The sequence below is a fragment of the Methylobacterium sp. P3_A11 genome (genome assembly GCF_056403155.1).
Map to the genome: position 1 here is coordinate 44,320 of NZ_JBFUGA010000021.1, position 19,928 is coordinate 64,247.

17 protein-coding genes are annotated in these 19,928 nt (G+C 69.7%); 8 read left to right on the forward strand and 9 right to left on the reverse strand.

All coding sequences use genetic code 11. The features are described from left to right. Positions 1-176: 176 nt before the first annotated feature. The 8 genes from AC1DXK_RS09535 (at position 177) to glmS (ending at position 10,288) form a co-directional block, all read left to right on the forward strand. Positions 177-1,763 carry a putative bifunctional diguanylate cyclase/phosphodiesterase gene (locus AC1DXK_RS09535; RefSeq protein WP_457103936.1) on the forward strand — a complete coding sequence of 529 codons (1,587 nt, stop codon included), beginning with the start codon at positions 177-179 and terminating at the stop codon, positions 1,761-1,763. A gap of 148 nt (positions 1,764-1,911) precedes the next feature. Further along, complete coding sequence (locus tag AC1DXK_RS09540; protein WP_457103937.1) at positions 1,912-2,577, forward strand: SCO family protein; 666 nt, start codon at positions 1,912-1,914, stop codon at positions 2,575-2,577. A 90-nt stretch (positions 2,578-2,667) separates the two neighbouring features. Beyond that, positions 2,668-4,257 (forward strand): OpgD/OpgG family glucan biosynthesis protein, encoded by a 1,590-nt coding sequence (locus tag AC1DXK_RS09545; protein ID WP_457103938.1) that lies wholly within the window; start codon positions 2,668-2,670, stop codon positions 4,255-4,257. Between the two features lie 93 nt (positions 4,258-4,350). Further along, positions 4,351-4,581, forward strand: a complete 231-nt coding sequence (locus AC1DXK_RS09550; RefSeq protein WP_457103939.1) for a hypothetical protein — start codon at positions 4,351-4,353, stop codon at positions 4,579-4,581. Positions 4,582-4,585: 4 nt separating this feature from the next. Further along, positions 4,586-4,957 carry a hypothetical protein gene (locus AC1DXK_RS09555; RefSeq protein ID WP_477297607.1) on the forward strand — a complete coding sequence of 124 codons (372 nt, stop codon included), beginning with the start codon at positions 4,586-4,588 and terminating at the stop codon, positions 4,955-4,957. 318 nt (positions 4,958-5,275) lie between these two features. Next, positions 5,276-6,853, forward strand: coding sequence for an RNA polymerase factor sigma-54 (gene rpoN, locus AC1DXK_RS09560; protein ID WP_457103941.1), 1,578 nt, complete (start codon positions 5,276-5,278; stop codon positions 6,851-6,853). Between the two features lie 73 nt (positions 6,854-6,926). Then, positions 6,927-8,306: a bifunctional UDP-N-acetylglucosamine diphosphorylase/glucosamine-1-phosphate N-acetyltransferase GlmU gene (gene glmU, locus AC1DXK_RS09565; RefSeq protein ID WP_477297609.1), complete on the forward strand. Its 1,380-nt coding sequence runs from the start codon at positions 6,927-6,929 to the stop codon at positions 8,304-8,306. A gap of 155 nt (positions 8,307-8,461) precedes the next feature. Next, positions 8,462-10,288: a glutamine--fructose-6-phosphate transaminase (isomerizing) gene (gene glmS, locus AC1DXK_RS09570; RefSeq protein WP_457103943.1), complete on the forward strand. Its 1,827-nt coding sequence runs from the start codon at positions 8,462-8,464 to the stop codon at positions 10,286-10,288. Between the two features lie 667 nt (positions 10,289-10,955). Here the strand turns inward: glmS and AC1DXK_RS09575 are convergent. From AC1DXK_RS09575 to pedF, 9 genes are all read right to left on the reverse strand, one after another. After that, positions 10,956-11,243 (reverse strand): hypothetical protein, encoded by a 288-nt coding sequence (locus tag AC1DXK_RS09575; protein ID WP_457103944.1) that lies wholly within the window; start codon positions 11,241-11,243, stop codon positions 10,956-10,958. A 68-nt stretch (positions 11,244-11,311) separates the two neighbouring features. Further along, the gene (locus AC1DXK_RS09580) at positions 11,312-12,238 is read right to left on the reverse strand and encodes an efflux RND transporter periplasmic adaptor subunit (protein ID WP_457103945.1); all 927 of its coding nucleotides are present in this window, start codon (positions 12,236-12,238) and stop codon (positions 11,312-11,314) included. Next, positions 12,235-12,444, reverse strand: coding sequence for a DUF1656 domain-containing protein (locus AC1DXK_RS09585; RefSeq protein WP_457103946.1), 210 nt, complete (start codon positions 12,442-12,444; stop codon positions 12,235-12,237). Before AC1DXK_RS09585 ends, AC1DXK_RS09580 begins: the two co-directional genes overlap by 4 nt. After that, positions 12,441-14,495, reverse strand: coding sequence for an FUSC family protein (locus AC1DXK_RS09590; protein WP_477297612.1), 2,055 nt, complete (start codon positions 14,493-14,495; stop codon positions 12,441-12,443). Before AC1DXK_RS09590 ends, AC1DXK_RS09585 begins: the two co-directional genes overlap by 4 nt. Then, positions 14,492-14,977 (reverse strand): MarR family winged helix-turn-helix transcriptional regulator, encoded by a 486-nt coding sequence (locus tag AC1DXK_RS09595; RefSeq protein WP_457103948.1) that lies wholly within the window; start codon positions 14,975-14,977, stop codon positions 14,492-14,494. Before AC1DXK_RS09595 ends, AC1DXK_RS09590 begins: the two co-directional genes overlap by 4 nt. A 600-nt stretch (positions 14,978-15,577) precedes the next feature. Further along, positions 15,578-16,237: a response regulator gene (locus AC1DXK_RS09600; protein ID WP_457103949.1), complete on the reverse strand. Its 660-nt coding sequence runs from the start codon at positions 16,235-16,237 to the stop codon at positions 15,578-15,580. A 176-nt stretch (positions 16,238-16,413) separates the two neighbouring features. Continuing rightward, positions 16,414-18,183 carry a PQQ-dependent methanol/ethanol family dehydrogenase gene (locus AC1DXK_RS09605; RefSeq protein ID WP_457103950.1) on the reverse strand — a complete coding sequence of 590 codons (1,770 nt, stop codon included), beginning with the start codon at positions 18,181-18,183 and terminating at the stop codon, positions 16,414-16,416. Between the two features lie 348 nt (positions 18,184-18,531). Then, complete coding sequence (locus tag AC1DXK_RS09610; RefSeq protein WP_457103951.1) at positions 18,532-19,395, reverse strand: substrate-binding periplasmic protein; 864 nt, start codon at positions 19,393-19,395, stop codon at positions 18,532-18,534. Beyond that, the gene (gene pedF / locus AC1DXK_RS09615; RefSeq protein WP_457103952.1) at positions 19,385-19,813 is read right to left on the reverse strand and encodes a cytochrome c-550 PedF; all 429 of its coding nucleotides are present in this window, start codon (positions 19,811-19,813) and stop codon (positions 19,385-19,387) included. The genes AC1DXK_RS09610 and pedF overlap by 11 nt, the downstream gene beginning before the upstream one ends. Positions 19,814-19,928 lie beyond the last annotated feature (115 nt).

The following is a 19,928-nucleotide window of genomic DNA, read 5'->3' on the forward strand; positions in this document are numbered from 1 at the left end:
ACTGCCGCCGCGTGCCGCCACAGAATTCGAATTCATTCAAATTAAACCAAGGCGCGCAAATTAAACCACGACACCATTGCGGAAATCTGGAGACGATCCACCCCGTTCATCGATGAATTTACTACACTTTAGCAGACAGCATGGTTCAAACGAGCAACGCAGACCGGGTCCAGAGCATGCCGAGTGAAACGTCGACCGCGTGGGGCCGCGGCGAGCTTTACGAGACCCTGTGCCTGCTGATCATCGGTGTCGGGATCTGGTTCGTCGGGGTCACCCTCGGGACCTTCGACTTCGTCAAGGACTTCGTCACCGCCTACAACCTCAACGACCTTCTGATGCTGGCGGCCTGCATGGGGGTGGCGCTGTTCGGCGCCAGCGTCCGCAAGTCGATCATCCTCCGGCGGCTGATGCTCGAGCGCGACGCTGCCGCCGCGCAGGCCGAGGCCATCGCGCGGCATGACGGCCTGACCGGACTCGCCAACCGCCGCCGCTTCATCGACGCCGTCGAGCGGGCGCACGGATCGGCGGCCGAGGACTCGACCGCTTCCGTGCTGCTGATCGATCTCGACCGGTTCAAGCCGGTCAACGATCTCTACAGTCACGCGGCCGGCAACGCCGTCCTGTGCGCGGTGTCCGAGCGTCTCCAGCAGCTCGTACCGCCGGGCGGGATGGCGGCCCGGCTCGGCGGCGACGAGTTCGCCATGCTGGTCCCGCTGCGTTACGAGAGCGAAGGCCTGAAGCGCCTCGCCCAGGCCGTCATCGCTCGCATCGCCGAGCCGGTGACGTGGAACCAGAACGACCTCAAGGTCGGTGCGACGGTCGGCGTCGCTGCCGTGTCGGCGGATCACGCGGACGCCGATGCGGTCCTGCACGCGGCCGATCTCGCGATGTACCAGGGCAAAAAGGACGGACGCGGCAACTTCCGGTTTTTCCGCAGCACCATGGATGCGGAGCTGCGCGCCCGCGCCCGCATGGAGACGGAGCTGCGCACCGCCATCGAGCAGGGCGCGATCGAGCCCTTCTACCAGCCGGTGGTCTCCCTGCCCGAGAAGGAGATCGTCGGCGTGGAGGTGCTGGCGCGCTGGCGCCATCCGACGCGCGGGCTGGTCGAACCCGCCGAGTTCATCCCGGTGGCCGAGGAGACCGGGATGATCGCCGATCTCAGCTACACCCTGATCCGCCGCGCCTGCCTGGATGCCCGGTCCTGGCCGCCGCATCTGATCCTCGCGGTGAACATCGCCCCCCAGCAGTTCCAGGATGCGTGGCTGGCCCAGCGGATCCTGGCGATCCTGACCGAGACCGGATTCCCGCCGCAGCGCCTCGAAGTGGAGATCACCGAGACCGCCCTCATCCAGGATCTGGAGGCGACCCGGGCCACCCTGCTGTCGCTGCGCGAACTCGGCGTGCGCATCGCGCTGGACGATTTCGGCACGGGCTATTCGAGCCTGTACCACCTGCGCGAACTCAAGTTCGACAAGCTGAAGATCGACCGGAGCTATGTCGACGCGATCACGATGAGCGACGAGCGCGCCAAGCTGGTCGACGCCATCATCAAGCTCGGGACGAGCCTCGGCCTATCCACCACGGCCGAGGGGATCGAGACCAACGCGAGCCTCGACTGGCTGTCCGACCAGGGCTGCAATTTCGGCCAGGGCTACCTGTTCGGTCGCGCCATGCCGAAGGGCGAGATGGACGACATCCTCGCGGCCGCGGACACCGTCACGCAGCGTTCCGCAACCCTGGATCTCGCCAGGGCCTCGTAGGGCGGGGAATGCCGGACCGTTCGGCGGCCCTCGGAAAGCGTAGACCGGATCGGCGTCGTGGCGGGAGCTCTCGGCGCCCCGCCGCGGCATCACGCCGGTCGACACGGACCTCGTTTCGGCGCATCGACGCGCCGTCATAGGTCACAGCATGGCACCGAGCCCCCTCGCCCTCCTCGTCTCCGCAGCCCTCGTCGCCGTGGTCGTCACCGGGACCGGCGCGATCGTCCTGCAGCAGGGCTCTTCGTTCAGCCACCCCCGCCGGGTCGGCGGCGCCTTCGCGATGTTGGATCTCGACGGACATCCGGTCACGCAGGCCGACCTGCTGGGCAAGCCCGCCGTCCTGTTCTTCGGCTTCACCCATTGCCCGGATGTCTGCCCGACGACGCTCGCCACACTGGCCTCCGCCCTCGGCCGGATGGGCCGGGACGCCGACCGCCTCAACGTCGTCTTCGTCACCCTCGACCCGGAGCGGGACACGCCCGACGCCCTGCGGGACTACCTGGCCTCGTTCGATCCACGGATCCGCGGCTTCGTCGGCTCACCCCGGCAGGTCGCCCGCATGGCCGATGCCTATCACGTCGCCTACAAGCGCGTACCGACCAAGGACGGCGACTACACGATGGAGCATTCCGCCACCGTGGCGCTGTTCGACAGGACCGGCCGCATGGTCGGCGAGATCGGCTACGGCGAGGATGAGGCCAGCGCCTTCGCCAAGCTGATCACCCTGGCGCTGCCGGGCCAGTGTCCGCCCGGGGGCGCCGCCAATCTCTGGGCGACCGACGGCAGCACCGGCAGCTGCGGACCGCGGAGCTGAGCTGCGGCGCCGCAAATTGCGTCCCCGGCCCGGTCTGGCTAGAGGGCGGCGCGGGTCGCGAGGCCCGGCCGCATCCCCGGGGGTTCCAGCTTGATCACGCGCCGCGTCCTGACCGCCATCGGGCTGCTCGCCCTCGCGCCGTTTCCCGGACTCGCCCGGGCCGCCTCCGCCGGGCCGCGCTTGGCGCCGCCGGAGCCCATGGATCTCGACCGGCTGAAGGATCTCGCCCGCGCCCTGCGGGACCGACCCTACGCGCCGCCGGCCGAGGCGCCGGCCTCGACGGCCCTCGATGCCCTGACCTACGGACCGCTTCAGGAGATCCGCTACCCGCCAGGCCACGCCCTGTTCGCCGACAGCCCGTATCCGGTGACGTTCTTCCACCTCGGCAACTTCTTCCGCCACCCCGTGAAGATCTACGCCCTGGAGGGCGGGCAGGCCCGCGAGGTGCTCTACGGCCACGACCTGTTCACCTATCCGGCGGGCAACCCGGCCAAGGACGTCCCGGACGGGGCGGGTTTCGCGGGGTTCCGGTTCCAGAAGGTCCCCGCCGGCCAACCGGGCGACGACGGCGACTGGCTCGCCTTCCTGGGTGCGTCCTACTTCCGCGCTGCCGGCGACGGCGAGCAGTACGGCGCCTCGGCCCGGGGCATCGCGATCGACACCGCGCCCGGCCCGGGCAAGAGCGAGGAATTCCCGGTCTTCACGCGGTTCTACGTCACCCCGTCGTCGGACGGCGCCGTTACCGTGCTGGCGCTTCTGGAAGGCCCGAGCCTCACCGGCGCCTACCGGTTCGTCGCGCGGAAGAAGCCGCACGTCGTGATCGACGTCGCCTGCACGCTCTACATGCGCCGGTCCGTCGAGCGGTTCGGGATGGCGCCGCTGACCTCGATGCTCTGGTACTCCGAGGGCATGAGCCGGTTCCTCGCCAGCGACTGGCGGCCCGAGGTCCACGATTCCGACGGCCTGCTGATGCAGACCGGCGCCGGCGAGTTCATCTGGCGGCCCCTGAACAACCCGCCGCGCCTCAGCGTCAGCGCCTTCGCGGACCGTTCGCCCAAGGGCTTCGGCCTGCTTCAGCGCGACCGCGCGTATGATTCCTATATCGACGACGGGTTCGAGGAGAACCGGCCCGACATTTGGGTGGAGCCGCAGGGCGACTGGGGCCGGGGCAGCGTCCAGCTGGTCGAGATCCCGACTCATCAGGAGACCGACGACAACATCGTCGCCCTCTGGGTCCCGGACGACCCGCCGAAGGCGGGATCCGACCGCAGCTTCGCCTACCGGCTCTGCTGGACCGTGGCGGAGCCCGTCGCCACGGATCTCGCTCGCTGCGTGGCGACGCGGGCCACGAAGGCCGCGTGGCTCCCGGAAGCGGATCGACGCCCGGGCCGCGCCAATCTGGTGCGGCAGTTCGTGCTGGAATTTGCAGGGGCCGCCCTTTCCGGACTCGACCCCGAGAAGACCACGGTGGCGCTCAGCCTCGCGCGCGGCAGCGCCGAGGAGGTCGCCGCGACCTGGGCGCCCTACGGCAAGCCGAGCCCCTGGCGGGTCTTTTTCAAGGTCTATGCCGAGGGACCCGAACCGCTCGAGATGCGCCTGCAGCTCAAATCGGGCGACCGGCTCCTGTCCGAGACCTGGGCCTACCAATACTATCCGGAAGCACCCGGCACGGTGCTGTGACCGACCGGCTGGCGCTCGGATCGCACCGGCCGCGACCGGGGCCTGCTCGGGACGCGCCCCCGCGGCCGATCCACAGTCGCAGCCGAGGCCGTCATGACCGGTGAAGGACCGCCCGGCCCACAGCTTCCGGACGCGCTCACGCGCCTTCTCCGGGCTCCCAAGACCGCCATCTGGCCGACGCCCGAGGACCGGAACCGCCTGCGCCTCGGTACCCCGCGGTCCCGTCAGCCGAGCCGCGCCATCCTGGGTGTCTGGATCTGGGCGATCCTCTACAATCTCATCGGCTTCGCGATCCTCGCGGCCCTGTGGTGGACGATGCGCTGACCCGATGAACCGATACGATTCGCTCGCGCGCCGCACGGCCCTCGCGACCCTTGTCCTGCTCGGCATGGCCGCGGATGCCGGCGCGGCGCAGAATCCCGGAGACGCGCTGAACGCGGATAACGGCACCGGGGCGGTCAAGGTCTGCTCGCCCGTGGCGATGCCGCGCTGGCGCTCCATGACCCCGGTCCCCAAGACCTGGACCTTCCTCGACTGCATGAGCTTCGCGGGCGAGATGGGCGCAACCCACTTCCAGCTCGGGTGCCTGTTCACCAACGTCACGCCCTACGCCCAGAAATACGCCTGGGGGGCGATGGTGAAGATCGAGAAGGCCGCGATGGCCAAATCCCAGCCGCCGGTCCCGAATTGCGGTTGGTAGACCGCAATGGGCCGACGAGCGGTCTGCACGCCGGGGCGCGCGTGGCGCGTCGATCGGGACCCAACTCGTCGAACCCGGGCGGACGTGCAAAGCTTCCTTAAAGGACGGCCCTCAGATTGCCGGCGGCACCCGAGCGCTGTGGCCCGTTCGCCACGCGCGTCTGTCGGTAGGGACGTTGCCAACACCGGCGTCGCGGGACCCGCTTTGACGCGCGCGCCCATTGGGGCTAGAGAAGTCCTAACGGAACAAGCAAGAACCATGCCGTGAGCAGCGTGGCTCCGGCTGGCGAACCACGCCGGAAGGGCATCGGGGCCTCGCATGAGTTTGGTGCAACGGCTGGAAGTGCGTCAGGGCCAAGCCCTGGTGATGACGCCGCAGCTCCTGCAAGCGATCAAGCTCCTGCAACTGTCGCAGCTCGATCTCGCGGCCTATGTCGAGGCCGAGCTGGAGCGGAATCCGCTGCTGGAACGCGCCGAGCCGGAACTCCCCGGGGCGGGCGAGGCACCCGAATCAGGCAGCCCTGCTCAAGACGAGGCGGGATCCGACGGGTTCGACTCCGGTGAACCCGAATCGTGGCTGGCCACGGAGCTCAATCCGAGCCGGGGAGAGATCGAGACCGATTTCGACACGCGGCTCGACAACGTCTTCCCGGACGACGCGCCGATCCAGGCACGGGAGGCCAGCGGCGGCGACATGCTCTCGCTGACGCCGCCGCCTTATGGCAGCACCGGCGGCAGCTTCGATGCCGAGGCCCCGGATTTCGAGGCCACCCTCACGGCCGAGACCTCGCTGCGCGAGCACCTCGCGGGCCAGCTCGACCTCGCGACCCGCGATCCCGCCGAGCGGCTGATCGCCGGCTTCCTGATCGATGCGGTCGACGAGGCCGGCTATCTGCGCGAGAGCGTCGACGACGTAGCGGAACGGCTCGGCGCCGATCCGGCCGTCGTCGCGAGGATGCTGGCGCTGGTCCAGACCTTCGATCCGCCGGGCATCGCCGCCCGCGATCTCGCCGAGTGTCTCGCGATCCAGTTGCGCGAGCGTGACCGGTTCGACCCGGCGATGCAGGCGCTGGTCGCGCGCCTGGACTTGGTGGCCAAGCGCGATTTCGCCGCCCTGCGCCGCCTGTGCGGCGTCGACGACGAAGACCTCGTCGACATGCTGGGCGAGATCCGCCGCCTCGACCCGAAGCCGGGCCGGGCCTTCGGATCGAGCGCGGTCGAGGTTCTGGTCCCCGACGTCTTCGTGCGCGCCGCGCCGGACGGCTCCTGGCTGATCGAACTGAACAGCGAGGCCCTGCCGCGGGTTCTGGTCAACCAGAGCTACTATGCCCGGGTCTCGCGCAATGCTTGCGCGGAGGGCGACAAGGCTTTCCTGTCGGAGGCGCTCCAGAACGCCAACTGGCTGACGCGTTCGCTGGAGCAGCGTGCCCGCACCATCCTCAAGGTCGCCACCGAGATCGTCCGCCAGCAGGACGGGTTCTTCGTCCACGGCGTCACGCATCTGCGCCCGCTGAACCTCAAGACGGTCGCCGAGGCGATCGGCATGCACGAATCGACCGTCTCGCGCGTCACCTCCAACAAGGCGATCGGCACCAGTCGCGGCACGCTGGAGATGAAGTACTTCTTCACCGCGGCGATCCCCGGCGCGGCCGGCATGGCGGCCCATTCCTCCGAAGCCGTCCGCCATCGCATCAAGCAACTCGTCGACGGCGAGACGCCGAATGACGTGCTCTCCGACGATGCGCTGGTGCAGAAGCTGCGCGGGGAGGGCGTCGACATCGCCCGTCGCACGGTGGCCAAGTACCGGGAATCGCTGCGGATCCCGAGTTCGATCGAACGCCGCCGGGAGCACTTCGCCCATGGCGGGGGCCATCACGCCGCGATGGCGCTGCGCTGACGGCCGGGACGGACTTGCGCCGGGCGCCCGTCCGGCCCATCCGTCGTGCCGCTGATCGATGCCTGGACCTGCGATGACCCCGACCGGAACGCCCCCGCGCAGCCTCACCGCCATCGTGCTCGCGGCCGGAAAGGGCACGCGGATGCGCTCGGACCTGCCGAAGGTGCTCCATCGGATTGCCGGGCGCAGCATGCTCGGCCACGTCCTGGCCGCCGTGCAGGCGGCGGGCGCAGGCCGCATCGCCGTGGTGGCCGAGCCCGGCCGCGACGACGTCGCCGCCGAGATCGCCAAGGCGGCCCCCGGCGCCCGGGTCTTCCCGCAGGCCGAGCGCCTGGGCACCGCCCACGCGGTTCTCGCCGCCCGGGAGATCCTGGCCGAGGCGGATGACGACGTCGTGATCGCTTTCGGCGACACGCCCCTCGTCTCGGCCGAAACCTTCCTGCGCCTGCGGGCGCCCCTGGCCGACGGCGCGGCGGTGGCCGTGCTGGCCTTCGAGACGGCGACGCCCGCCGGCTACGGACGGGTGCTGACCGAGGGCGACCGCGTCCTGGCGATCCGCGAGGAGAAGGACGCGAGCGCGGCCGAGCGGGCCGTGACCCTGTGCAATGCCGGGCTAATGGCGCTCTCCGGGCGCCACGCCCTCTCGCTGCTCGCCCGCATCGGCAACGCCAACGCCGCCGGCGAGTACTACCTGCCGGATGCCGTGGCGCTCGCGGTTGCGGACGGCCTGTCGGTCACGGTCGTGCCGGTGGACGAGGCCGAGGCGCAGGGCGTCAACGACCGGGTGCAGCTCAGCGTCGCGGAAGCCGCGATCCAGGCGCGGCTCCGTCGCAGCGCCATGCTCGGCGGCGCGACCCTGATCGCCCCGGAGACGGTGTTCCTCAGCCACGACACCCTGCTCGGGCGCGACGTGGTGGTCGAACCCAACGTGGTGTTCGGACCGGGTGTCCGGATCGCGGACGGCTGCACCGTGCGGTCCTTCGCGCATCTGACGGAGACCAGCCTGGAGGCGGGCGTCCGGATCGGCCCGTTCGTGCGTCTGCGGGGCCATGCCGTGCTGGAAGCCGGCGCCGAACTCGGCAACTTCGTCGAGCTGAAGAATGCCCGGATGGGCGCCGGGGCGAAGGCCGCCCATCTCACCTATCTCGGCGACGCGGAGGTCGGTGCGAAGGCCAATATCGGCGCCGGAACGATCACCTGCAATTACGACGGCGTGCTCAAGCACCGGACCACGATCGGGGCGGGCGCCTTCATCGGCTCGAATTCGGCGCTGGTGGCGCCCGTCACCGTGGGGGCGGGCGCTTACGTGGCTTCGGGTTCGGTGATCACCGACGACGTTCCGGCGGACGCCATGGCGGTGGCGCGGGGCCGGCAGGCAGTCAAGCCCGGCTGGGCGGGGGAGAAGCGCGCCGCCCTCCAGGCCGAGAAGGCGCGGCGCACCAAAGGGTCCTGACCGCGGGGCTGGCAAGCCCAGCGCGGCCGGGGCTGGTCCTGCGCCGCTGCGATCCGGTACAAGTCACGCCTGAGCCCGCGCTGAGCGGGGCGGCCCGGATCCGGCGCGCACTCCGTTCGCGCAAAGATCCGGCCATCGAAACGAGAGACAGTTCCATGTGCGGCATCGTCGGCATCGTCGGGCGCGACGCGGTGGCGGGGCAGGTGATCGAGGCCCTGCGGCGTCTCGAATACCGCGGCTACGATTCCGCCGGCATCGCCACCCTGGAGCACGGCCGGCTGGAGCGGCGGCGCGCCTCGGGCAAGCTCGTCAACCTCGAGGCCCGCCTGGAGCGCGAGCCGCTCACCGGCACGATCGGCATCGGCCACACCCGCTGGGCGACCCACGGCCGGCCCAACGAGACCAACGCCCACCCGCACGCCACCGCGCGGCTGGCCGTCGTCCACAACGGCATCATCGAGAATTTCCGCGAATTGAAGCAGGAGCTCGAGGCCGACGGCGTGGTCTTCGAGACCGAGACCGACACCGAGGTCGTCGCCCAGCTCGTCAGCCGCAACATGGACCGGAAGATGGGTCCGGTGGAGGCGGTCGCCGCCGCCCTGCCGCGGCTGCGCGGAGCCTTCGCGCTGGGCTTCATCTTCTCCGGCGAGGAGAACCTGCTGATCGGCGCCCGCCACGGCGCGCCTCTGGCCGTCGGCTTCGGCGAGGGGGAGACCTATCTGGGCTCCGACGCCCTGGCGCTCGCCCCGTTCACGGACGCGATCACCTATCTCGACGAGGGCGACTGGGCGATCCTGACACGGAGCGGCGCCGAGATCCGGGACGCCTCGGGGGCCGCGGTGGAGCGCCCGCGGCAAAAGATCGCCACGCAGGCCTACCGGATCGACAAGGGCGAGTACCGCCACTTCATGGCGAAGGAGATCCATGAGCAGCCCGAGGTCGTGGGCCGCACGCTCGCCCATTACGTCGATATGGCCAACGGCCGGGTGATGCTGCCCGAGGCGCTGCCCTTCGACTTCGCCAAGCTCAGCCGCGTCTACATCACCGCCTGCGGCACGGCCTACTACGCGGGCCTCGTCGCCCGGTACTGGTTCGAGCAGGTGGCGCGCCTGCCGGTGGAGATCGACGTCGCCTCCGAGGCCCGCTACCGCGAGGCGCCCCTGGAGAAGGACGGGCTGACGCTGGTGATCTCGCAATCGGGCGAGACCGCCGACACGCTGGCCTCCCTGCGCTACGCGAAGTCCCAGGGCCAGCACACCCTGAGCGTGGTCAATGTGCCGACCTCGACCATCGCGCGGGAATCCTCGGTGGTGATGCCGACGCTGGCCGGGCCGGAGATCGGCGTCGCCTCAACCAAGGCGTTCTCCTGCCAGCTCACCGTCCTGCTGTGCCTGGCCATCGCGGCGGGCCGCGCGCGGGGCACCCTCGACGCGGCCGGCGAACGTCAGCTGGTCGACTCGCTGATCAAGGCCCCCGGCCTGATGGCGGAGGCGCTGACCCACGAACCGGAGATCGAGGTTCTGGCCCGGGAGGTCGCGAAGGCGCGGGACGTACTCTATCTCGGCCGCGGCACCAGCTACCCGATGGCGCTGGAGGGCGCGCTGAAGCTCAAGGAGATCAGCTACATCCACGCGGAGGGCTACGCGGCGGGCGAGCTGAAGCACGGCCCGATCGCCCTGATCGACGAGAGCGTGCCGGTGATCGTCATCGCGCCGCACGACGCGGTGTTCGAGAAGACGGTCTCGAACATGCAGGAGGTGGCCGCCCGCGGCGGGCGCATCGTGCTCATCGGCGACGCCAAGGGCGCGGCCGAGCACGGGCTCGACACGCTGGCGACCTTCACCATGCCGGCGGTCAACGCCACCGTGGCGCCGATCGTGTACGCGGTCCCGATCCAGCTGCTCGCCTATCACACAGCAGTCTTCATGGGGAAAGACGTCGACCAGCCCCGCAACCTCGCCAAGTCGGTCACCGTGGAGTAGGTGCGCGCGGTCAGATTTCGGTTTCCACGAACAATAAAGTCAGGCGACATCACAATCTTAGCAGCAAGCCCCCGTGGGGACCGGCAATGTCGCCTGTCGGATACCGCACGCCAATGCCGTGACTGCGGGGATGGCTACTTATACATGCCAACCCATCGTCGATTTTTCAGCGTGAGGGTCAGCTCTTAGCCAGATCACGATCGATACTCCCACCCGGTCCACGATCACAGTCCCTTGCTCAGGTCATCCGGGGCGCGCACATTGGCAATGCGCGTAAGACCGACAAAACGAGACCGTTTGAAGCCATCGATTTGATTATCACGCAATATACGACACTTCGTTTCAGTAACGTTGCAAATATCAATAGCCAATTGCGAACTTATACGACCTAATTAGATACAAAGTATAAAAATTATATTTGCGAGTCGGGGGGTTTGGTTGCAGCTACAGACTCTGGGGGAGTGTCCCATTTTCTCCGCGATGCAGCCCAGGCGCCCCTGACCGTCCAATCTTGCGCGCCGTGTTGTGCCTGGTCTCGGGTCGCGCCGAGGAGCCTTCGGTGCTCTGCTTCTCCGCAAGGCTGCCGACTCCGCCGCAATCCATAACAGCGTCTCGCCCCCGCCTCTCCCTTCCCCCCTCTGTGGGGGAGGAAGAGGCGCTGCGCGTCCTATCGCCCGCTCGGCGCGGCGCCGCTGCCGGTCGCGCCGTTGCCCGAGCTGCTGCCGGCGGGCGCACCGGGGGTGCTGACGCGCGGACCACCGCTGGTCCCGGGCGGCAGGCCGGCTCCGGTGGAGCCGGTGCGCTCCATGGACCCGGCTCCCGTCCCGGTGCCGCCCACCGCGCCGGACTTGTTGACGTTGCCCTGATTGGCCCCGCCGGTCTGGGGGGCCTGAGCCAGTGCCGCGCCGGAGGGGGCGAGCACGAGGGACGTGGCGAGGGCGAGGATCGTCTTCATGGGGCCTCCTGACAGGGCTGAGTCGTGTCAGGCCAACCCCGGGGCGCCGGGATGGTTCGCTGCGGCCCTCAGCGGGCGAGCGCCTCGCGCCACCCCGTCCAGGGCCAGCGCATCGCCGCCGCGCCCGACGCGGGGGCGATCGAGACCGTCGCGGTCCGGCCGCTCACCAGACGGGGATCCGCCGTGCTGCCGTCGAGGGTGATCCGCACCGGGATGCGCTGCGCGAGGCGGACCCACGAGAAGGTCGGATTCACGTTCGCGAGCAGGTTGGTGGCGTCGCTCCGGCCGCTCTCGCCGATGCCGCCCGCGATGCTGGCGACATGGCCGCCGAGCACCCCGGCATCGCCCATCAGCTGGACGGTCACCGGCGCCCCGACGCGGATCCGCGGCAGCTTGGTCTCCTCGAAATAGCCCTCGATCCGCACCGTGTCGCGATCGATCAGCGCCATCACCCCGTGGCCCGTGGTGACGTACGCGCCCGGGCGCAGCTCCATGTTGGTGATCCGGCCGTTGACCGAGGCCCGCACCGCCGAGCGGTCCAGGTTGAGCTTGGCGAGGTCGCGGTCGGCCAGGGCCTGCTCGTAGGCGGCCTCCGCGGACAGGTCGGCGGCCTTGGCGGCCTCGACCTTCTGCTGCGAGACCGCCGCGTCGGACAGCTTGCTGTAGCGGGCGTAATCGGCGGCCGTCTGCTCGGCGGTGGCCCTGCGGCCCTCGACCGTCGCCTCCGCCTGCCGCAGCCCGAGCCGGAACCGGTCCGGATCGATGCGAAACAGGACGTCGCCCTTCCGGACGACCTGATTGTCCTCCACCAGCACCTCGGTGACGAGGCCGGACACGTCGGGGGCCACCGCCACCACGTCGGCGCGCACGCGCCCGTCCCGGGTCCAGGGCGCGTCCATGTAGTAGTCCCACAGGCCGAGGCCGACGATCAGCGCTGCGGCGACCATGCCGACGGTGACCAAGAGGCGGCCGAGGGCGGAGAACAGGGCGGTCATGGCAGGGTCCGATGGGCGAGGGACACGACGCCGCCGAGCAGGACGACGTAGAGCGCGAGGTCGAAGAGCGGCCGGTGCCAGACGAGGCGGTAAAAGCCGGTCGCCGCGAGAAGGCGGCGCAGGGGCAGGCCGAGCGCGAAGGCGATCACCATCCAGAGGGCGAGGCCCGGCACGAACACGCCGTAGAGGTCGATCTCGCCCATCATGCCGCCATCTCCCGCAGATGCGGCGCGGTCGCCGCCCGGTAGGCCGGCGCATCGGGGTACAGCCCGTGGCGCAGGCCGGTGAGGCCGATCAGGGCGGCCCGACGCTCCGGCGAGGCTACGGCCGCGGCGACGGCGTCGAGGGCGTCGTCCAGCGCCACCAGGAGTCCCGCTTCCAATCGGCCGGTCCGTCCACGGAACGCGCGTGCCGCCAGTGCCAGGACGTGATCGACGGCGGTGCGTGCCGCGCCCGTCAGGCTCCGCCGCACCCGCCGCACCGCCACGAGGTTGATGCCCACCCGCACGTCGGCGAGGAGGTCGCCCAGGCCCGCCGACGTCTCTGCCGGCAGCGTCGCGAGGCGGGGGGCGATCAGGCCGACGCGGTCGAGCATCAGCGCCGCGAGTTCGAGGCCGTGTCCGGTGCCGCGGCCGTCCGMGGCCGCCGCGAGGCTGCGCCGGTTGATCCGCACCAGGCGCCGGGCACTCCAGCCCGCGCCGACCGAGCGGATCAGCCGGGTCACCACGGCGGCGCTCCACATCCCCACCACCGAGGCGACCACGCCGTTGGCGAAGGGCGCGAACTCGCCGTTGTAGCCGTTCTGGAGCGCCAGAAGCGTGGCGCCGTTGAGGGCCGCACCCATGCCCATCGCGGCGAAGCGCGGCTGCGTCATCATCAGGCCGCACAGGATCAGGGCCGGCGCGAGCGCGAGCGCCACCATCTCGAAGGACGTGGCGAGCGGCAGCACGGCGAACAGGTAGAATCCCGCGCCGAGGGCGCCGACGATCGCCGAGTTGGCGAAGCTCAGGATCTGCGGCACCGGGTCGTCCTGCGCGGCGAACAGGCAGCAGGCGACCGCGCCCATCATCGGTGCCGCGGAGCCGTCCGGCCAGCCGGTGGCGATCCAGATGGCGCAGCAGACCAGCAGGCCGACGAACACCCCGAAGGCCGAGAACGCCGCCAGCCCGTGATCCCGGTGGCGGATGGACCGGACCCGGGCCGTGTAGGCGAAGGCGAGCGGCGCCCGCGGCGCCGTGCCGGCGGCGACGTGATCGCGGAGCGCGCGCAGATCCTGCCGCAGGTCGACGACGTCGCGCAGGCGCTCCGCGAGGCTCGCCAGCAGCAGCGTCGGCCAGTCCGGGTTCCGGCCGAGGACCGGCGCGAACCCGTCGATGCGGCTGCGCAGCCGCGCGGCGCCCGCCGGGTCGTCGTCCGCCTCGGCGAGCCAGACTGCGAGGTCCGACAGGAAGGCCCGGACCCGCGGCGGCAGCGCGCCCGCCCGCTCCAGGGTGGCGACGCGGGACGACACGGCGGCGACGATCGGCAGGACCATCAGCATGTGCTGGCGGAGCGGCGCGAAGGCCTCCGCGGCGCGCTCCGCGCCCGTGTTCTCGTTGCGCAGGGCGAGCCCGAGGGCGTCGAGGCCGATCGCGTCCGAGGCGAGGCGCAGGCGAACACCCTTGCCCGGCGCCGCCCCCCCGACGTTCGGTGCGCGGGCCGCCGAGAGGGCGGTCTGCGTCCAGGCCCGGGCCTCGGCCAGCCACAGGTTCAGCCGGGCGACGATGACCGGGGCGGCCGATTGCGGCAGCACCAGCGTGGCGGCGAGGCCGGCACAGACGATCCCCAGGGAGATCTCCTCGGCGCGCGCCACGGCCGTGTCGAAGATCGCCCCGGGATCGTCCACGGCAGGGAAGCCGATCAAGGCCGCCGTATAGCCGGCCAGCATCGGCAGGTAGCTTGCCGGCGTCCGGTCGAGGAGAGACACGTAGAGGCAGAGCGCCACCCAGAGCGCCACCGCGAGGCTCAGCAGGATCGGCGCGTTGACGAGGTTCGGCACCAGCACGACGCTCACGGCCGCGCCGAGCACGGTGCCGCAGACCCGGTAGACGGCCTTCGCCCGCGTCGCGCCGGAGAGAACCTGGCTGGTGATGTACACGGTGCCCAGCGCCCAGTAGGGCCGCGGCAGGTCGATCCAGAGGGCCAGGTACAGGGCGAGCATCGCCGCCGCGTAGGTCTTCAGCGCGAAGGCCCAGTCGCGCCATCCGGGAAGGGTCACGAGACCGGCTCCAGCTCGGGCTCGGCGGCCGCGCGACCGGCGTTCTGAAGGGCCGCGAAAACCCGGAGGCTCGCCTCCAGGTCGGCATCGGCGACCTCCGCGAAGACGCGTGCGCGGAGGGTCGAGAGCTCGGCCTCGATCTGCTCGAAGACCTGCCGGCCGCGCGGGGTCAGGCCTAGCACCTTGGCCCTGCGGTCGGACGGATCCTCCCGCCGGACCACCAGCCCGGCGGCGGCGAGCTGGTCGAGGAGGCGGACCAGCGAAGGGCCTTCGATGCCGACGGCTTCCGCCAGGGCATTCTGGCGCGGCTCCTCGTTCATGCGGCCGATGATGATCAGCGGGTGTGCGGTGGCGTCGGACAGGCCATGCGCCTCCGCGACCATGTTGGCCGCGCGGCGCCAGTGGCGGCCGGTGGTCAGCAGCGCGTGGGTGCAGGCCTGCTGCAGGCGCTCCCGCGTCTTCGGATCGTTGATGCCGGGCAAGGGCCTAATCCATCGCTGCGAGGATCTGGCCGGTCGGTCCGATCTATCAGCTCGCATGCTGATAGATAGCATCATATCTATTTTGCAAAGGTGGCTTCTCGGGGGGAGCAGGGTTGCGGGATACGAATGGGCTCCCGCTTCTCCCGGTCGCATGCAGCACCGGCGGAATGCGGCCCGGAATCCGGCCCGAGACGTCGCGAAGCGTCCGGTTTCGCTTGAGCGTTCCGGTCGGTGCAGCCTGCCTCGTCATCGCGAGCGCAGCGAAGCGACCCAGAGCTGCGCAACACGTGTCAGCGTGGCGCCGACTGGATTGCTTCGCTCCGCTCGCAAAGACAGCGGCGCCGCTCTGATCGATCAGGAAAGGTTCGGACCAACCTGTGCCGCTGACGCGGCGCTTCCAGTGCTGGATCCCGGAGCACCTTCGACTGCGTTACAGGCGTTCGGCTTATGCCAGAGGTGATGACGCCTCCGGCCGTCTTTGCGAGTGGAGCGAAGCAATCCATTTGCGCCACGTCTCCGGACGTCGCGCTGACCTGAGTCACGTCGCGGCGCGTCCTGAGCCTGCGCGTTCGCAGCGGACTCGCGCCTCTGCTCAATTCGTCACGCCGGATGGGCGTTGTGGATCTGGTCGAAGTCGAGGGAGGCCGTATCGATCACGATCTGCGTCCGGCTGATCACCTCGAGCTTGCGCAGGATCTCGGAGACATGGGCCTTCACGGTGGAATCGCCGACCTGAAGCTCGTGGGCGATCTGCTTGTTGAGCTTGCCCTGCCGGATCATCATCAGCACCCGCAGCTGCTGCGGGGTCAGCCGGGCGAGGCGCTCGGCGAGCGGCGCCTTCTTGGACCGCGGCGCCGGCGTGCTCGCCTCGGCGAGGCCCGGCGGCAGGAACAGCGCGCCGCTCATCACCTCGGTGATCGCCCGGGTGAGCGTCGCCTTGTCCATGGCCTTGGGGACGAAGCCGGCTGCCCCGTGCTGCAGGGCCTCGCGGACRATGCGGGGATCCTCGTGGCCGGAGACGATCAGGATCGGGATCCGCGGGAAGCTCGCCCGGATGGTGATCAGGCCGTCGAAGCCGGTGACGCCGCGCATCGACAGGTCGAGGAGCGTCAGGTCGATGCCGCGGTTCGCCGCGAGCACGGCGCAGGCGGCCTCGATGCCGTCGGCCTCGTGCAGCACTGCGTCCGGATGCGCGAGGCGGATCGTGGCCGCCAGGGCGTCCCGGAACAGCGGGTGATCGTCGACGATCAGGAGATGCACGGACAACTCGGTCCTTCGCTCGAGATCCCTACGGGATCCGCCGAATACCTGGGCGGAACGCCTGAAAGGTGATGGAAGCGGCCCCGGGACGCAAGCGGGTGTTGAGACGAACGCCCCACCACGGGACCTGGGCGAGCCGACCCGTGTTGGGGCCGGCTCGCTTTCGGTGATGCGCCTCAGCGCGACGCGACCGTCTTCGGCAGCTTGAACGCCCAGAAGCTGCCGCCCTGGTTGATGCCGGCGGTGGACTTGGCCACCTCGCCGCCCCAGAGCGGAACCGCGCCGCCCCAGCCGGCCGCGACGCCGATCCACTGCTCGCCGTCCTGCTCCCAGGTGATCGGCGACGAGACCACGCCGGTGCCGACCTGGAACTTCCAGACCTCCTCGCCGGTCTTGGCGTCGAAGGCCTTCAGGAAGCCCTCGGGCGTGCCGGTGAAGACAAGGTTGCCCGCGGTGGTGAGCACGCCGGCCCAGAGCGGCGCCTTGTTCTTGTACTCCCACACGACCTTGCCGGAGGCCGGGTCGATCGCCTTGAGCGAGCCGATATGGTCGTCGAAGACCGGCTTGATGGTGAAGCCGGCGCCGAGATAGGCCGCGCCCTTCTTGTAGTTCACCGGCTCGTTCCAGATATCCATGCCCCACTCGTTGGAGGGCACGTAGAACAGCTTGGTGTCGGGGCTGTAGCCGATCGGCATCCAGTTCTTGCCGCCGAGGAAGCTCGGCACCGCGAAGACCGACTTGCCCTTCTTGTCGTCGCCGGTCGCCTTGCTCGGGTCGCCGGGCCGGTTCTCCTCGTTGTAGATCGGGCGGCCGTTCTCATCGATGCCCTTGGCCCAGTTGATCTTCTCGACGAACGGCGTCGCCGAGATGAACTTCCCGTTGGTCCGATCGAGGACGTAGAAGAAGCCGTTGCGGTCGGCGGTGGCGCCGGCCTTGATGGTCTTGCCGCCCTTGTTCAGCTCGAACGGCACGAACTCGTTGACGCCGTCGAAGTCCCAGCCGTCGTGCGGGGTGGTCTGGAAGCCCCACACGATCTCGCCGTTGTCGGGGTTGAGGGCGAGGCGCGAGGAGGTCCACTTGTTGTCGCCCGGCCGCAGCCAGGAATTCCACGGACCCGGGTTGCCGGTGCCGAAGTAGATCAGGTTGGTCTCGGGATCGTAGGTGCCGCCGAGCCACGTGGCGCCGCCGCCGAACTTCCACATGTCGCCGGGCCAGGACTCGTTGGTCTTGCCCGTCATGGTCGAGGGCTTGCCGTTGAGCTCGCCCATGTGGCCCTCGATCACGGGGCGCTTCCACACGACCTCGCCGGTCTCGGCGTCGCGGGCCTCGATGCGCCCGATCACACCGAACTCGCCGCCGGACACGCCGGTGATGATCTTGCCCTTCACGATGATCGGGGCGGCCGTGTAGCTGTAGCCGGCCTTGAAGTCGTCGATGTCCTTGCGCCAGACCACCTTGCCGGTCTTGGTGTTGAGGGCGACGAGCTTGGCGTCGAGCGTGCCGAAGTAGACGTTGTCCTTGTAGAGGGCGGCGCCGCGGTTCACCACGTCGCAGCACGGCAGGATGCCTTCCGGCAGCCGGGCGTCGTATTCCCACTTCTTGTCGCCGGTGCGGGAATCGATCGCGTACATGCGCGAATACGAGCCCGTGACGTAGATGATGCCGTCCTTCACCAGCGCCTGGCTCTCCTGGCCGCGCTGCTTCTCGCCGCCGAAGGAGAACGACCACGCCGGGACGAGGCCCTTGATGTTGTCGCGGTTGAGGGTCTTCAGCGGGCTGAAGCGCTGGGCCTGCGGACCGAGGCCGTAGGTGACTACGTCGCCCGGCGTCTTGGCATCGTTGATGATGTCCTGCTCGGTGACGCCTTCGGCCATGGCCGGAAGGGCGCCCCCTGCCACGAGGGCGGCGACGCCCACCGCGGCGAGGAACCGGGTCCGCATTCTCATGACGTATCCTCCGTTGTCGGCCCCGGTCCGCATGGCCGTGGCATCCGGGTTTCGACGCGGGCCGCACGAGTCGCGGGGCGCCCCCTTTGGGAACCGAGGCTATCGAGGTTCTCAGGAAAGTCTTATTGGCCATTGGTCGAATGACTCGGCGCGGCATGGCGCTGGAAACCATGTATTCATCATGGTTGTGGCTCGAAATTGCACCGCGCTGCAGGTTGCCGTGGGCGGGAAATCTGATGTTCGGCAACGCCGTCATGGCGAGCGCAGCGAAGCGACCCAGGGCACCCCATCCTACCAAGATGCGGCGCTGTCTGGATTACTTCGCTTCGCTCGCAAAGACGGTTGCGTTCAGTATCCCTTCGGCGGCGTGTAGGTGACGCCGTAGGTCTCGCAGAGCGCCTTGAGGCGGCCGTCCGCGTTCAGCGCCGTGATCGCGTCCCCGACCGCGTAGGCGAGGTCGCGGGAATCGGTGCGCACCGCGCCGCCGATCTCCCAGCGCGTCTTGACCAGCCCCGTCGAGGGGACCGTCACGATCGGGTTGTCGTCCTTCGGCGCCTTGGCGGCGGCCAGGGCCGCCTCGATCGCAGCCCGGGTGCCGGCCAGGATCGGGGCCTCGCCGGCGCGATAGGCCTGCGCGGCCTCCTCGAAGCTCTTGTAGTGCTTCAGGTTCGGGCGGAACCGGCCGCCCTGCGCGGTGAGCAGCATCAGGTCGGCGGCGCTCGTGCCCTCCAGGGCGACGCTCTTGTCGCCGATGTCGTCGAGCCGGTCCAAGCCCTCCAGCGCGTCCTTCCGGTACGCGAAGGCGATCTCCTGCTCGAAATACGGTGCGGTGAAGACAACCTGATCGTTGCGCAGGGCGAGCTGCCGGTCGGTGGGGACGTGCAGCATCAGGTCGGCGAGGGGCGTGCCGGCGAGATCGCCCTTCCACAGGTTCAGGCGCAGGTCGCCGTCGACGTTCTCGCCGGCATCGACCACGCGCAGGTCGAGCTTCACCTTGAGCGCGTCGGCGATGGCCTGCGCGAGATCCGCGTCGATGCCCCGGGCCTTGCCGTTGACCGTGTCGGAGAACGGCGCGTTGTCGCCGTAGACCGCCACCCGCAGCGTCCCGTCGGCGACGACCTGATCGAGCGGGCGCGCGGCGGCCAGCTCCGGCTGGAACCGGAGGGCCAGAAGGAGCCCGCAGGCGACGAGGAGCCGCGCGCTATTCTTCATGCTTCGACTCGATGTAGCTGCGGATCGCCCACAAACCTTCCTGCGAGATCACCCCGTCGAAGGCCGGCATCTTGGTCACGCCGTTGATCACGGCGCCGTGCTTCATGCGCTCGACGAAGTATTCGTCACCCTCCTTGCCCTGCGGCAGGTAGCGCAGGTCCGGGGCGAGGCCGCCGGAGATCATCTCCAGGCCGTGGCACCGGGCACAATTCTGGTTGAAGCCCGAGGCGCCGATCGAGATGGCGTACGCGTCGCCCTTGTAGGGATTCTCGGTGACCCACTCGGCGCCCAGCGGCTTGAGGCCGTCGGTCTTCACCGGCTGCGGCTGGACGTCGCCGTGGCCGAAGGCGCTGCCGGCGGCCAGGGCCAGCCCCAGCGCCGCTAGCGCACCGCCCGCCGCCGTGTTGATCAAGCGCATCCGCCGCCTCCCATCGTTGTTGGACGACGCTTAGCAAGTACCGGGTGCCCGACCCATTATGCTTTGGTACGGTCTCGTCTGATCCCGCAGATATACGACTGATGCTGCACTGCAT

Excerpts from the sequence above, each read along its gene's own strand:
- glmU (WP_477297609.1), top strand. The coding sequence starts at position 6,927 with ATGACCCCGACCGGAACGCCCCCGCGCAGCCTCACCGCCATCGTGCTC.
- glmS (WP_457103943.1), top strand. The coding sequence starts at position 8,462 with ATGTGCGGCATCGTCGGCATCGTCGGGCGCGACGCGGTGGCGGGGCAG.
- AC1DXK_RS09610 (WP_457103951.1), bottom strand. The coding sequence starts at position 19,395 with ATGAAGAATAGCGCGCGGCTCCTCGTCGCCTGCGGGCTCCTTCTGGCC.
- AC1DXK_RS09575 (WP_457103944.1), bottom strand. The coding sequence starts at position 11,243 with ATGAAGACGATCCTCGCCCTCGCCACGTCCCTCGTGCTCGCCCCCTCC.
- AC1DXK_RS09535 (WP_457103936.1), top strand. The coding sequence starts at position 177 with ATGCCGAGTGAAACGTCGACCGCGTGGGGCCGCGGCGAGCTTTACGAG.
- AC1DXK_RS09540 (WP_457103937.1), top strand. The coding sequence starts at position 1,912 with ATGGCACCGAGCCCCCTCGCCCTCCTCGTCTCCGCAGCCCTCGTCGCC.
- pedF (WP_457103952.1), bottom strand. The coding sequence starts at position 19,813 with ATGCGCTTGATCAACACGGCGGCGGGCGGTGCGCTAGCGGCGCTGGGG.
- AC1DXK_RS09605 (WP_457103950.1), bottom strand. The coding sequence starts at position 18,183 with ATGAGAATGCGGACCCGGTTCCTCGCCGCGGTGGGCGTCGCCGCCCTC.
- AC1DXK_RS09585 (WP_457103946.1), bottom strand. The coding sequence starts at position 12,444 with ATGATGGGCGAGATCGACCTCTACGGCGTGTTCGTGCCGGGCCTCGCC.
- AC1DXK_RS09555 (WP_477297607.1), top strand. The coding sequence starts at position 4,586 with ATGAACCGATACGATTCGCTCGCGCGCCGCACGGCCCTCGCGACCCTT.
- rpoN (WP_457103941.1), top strand. The coding sequence starts at position 5,276 with ATGAGTTTGGTGCAACGGCTGGAAGTGCGTCAGGGCCAAGCCCTGGTG.
- AC1DXK_RS09550 (WP_457103939.1), top strand. The coding sequence starts at position 4,351 with ATGACCGGTGAAGGACCGCCCGGCCCACAGCTTCCGGACGCGCTCACG.
- AC1DXK_RS09580 (WP_457103945.1), bottom strand. The coding sequence starts at position 12,238 with ATGACCGCCCTGTTCTCCGCCCTCGGCCGCCTCTTGGTCACCGTCGGC.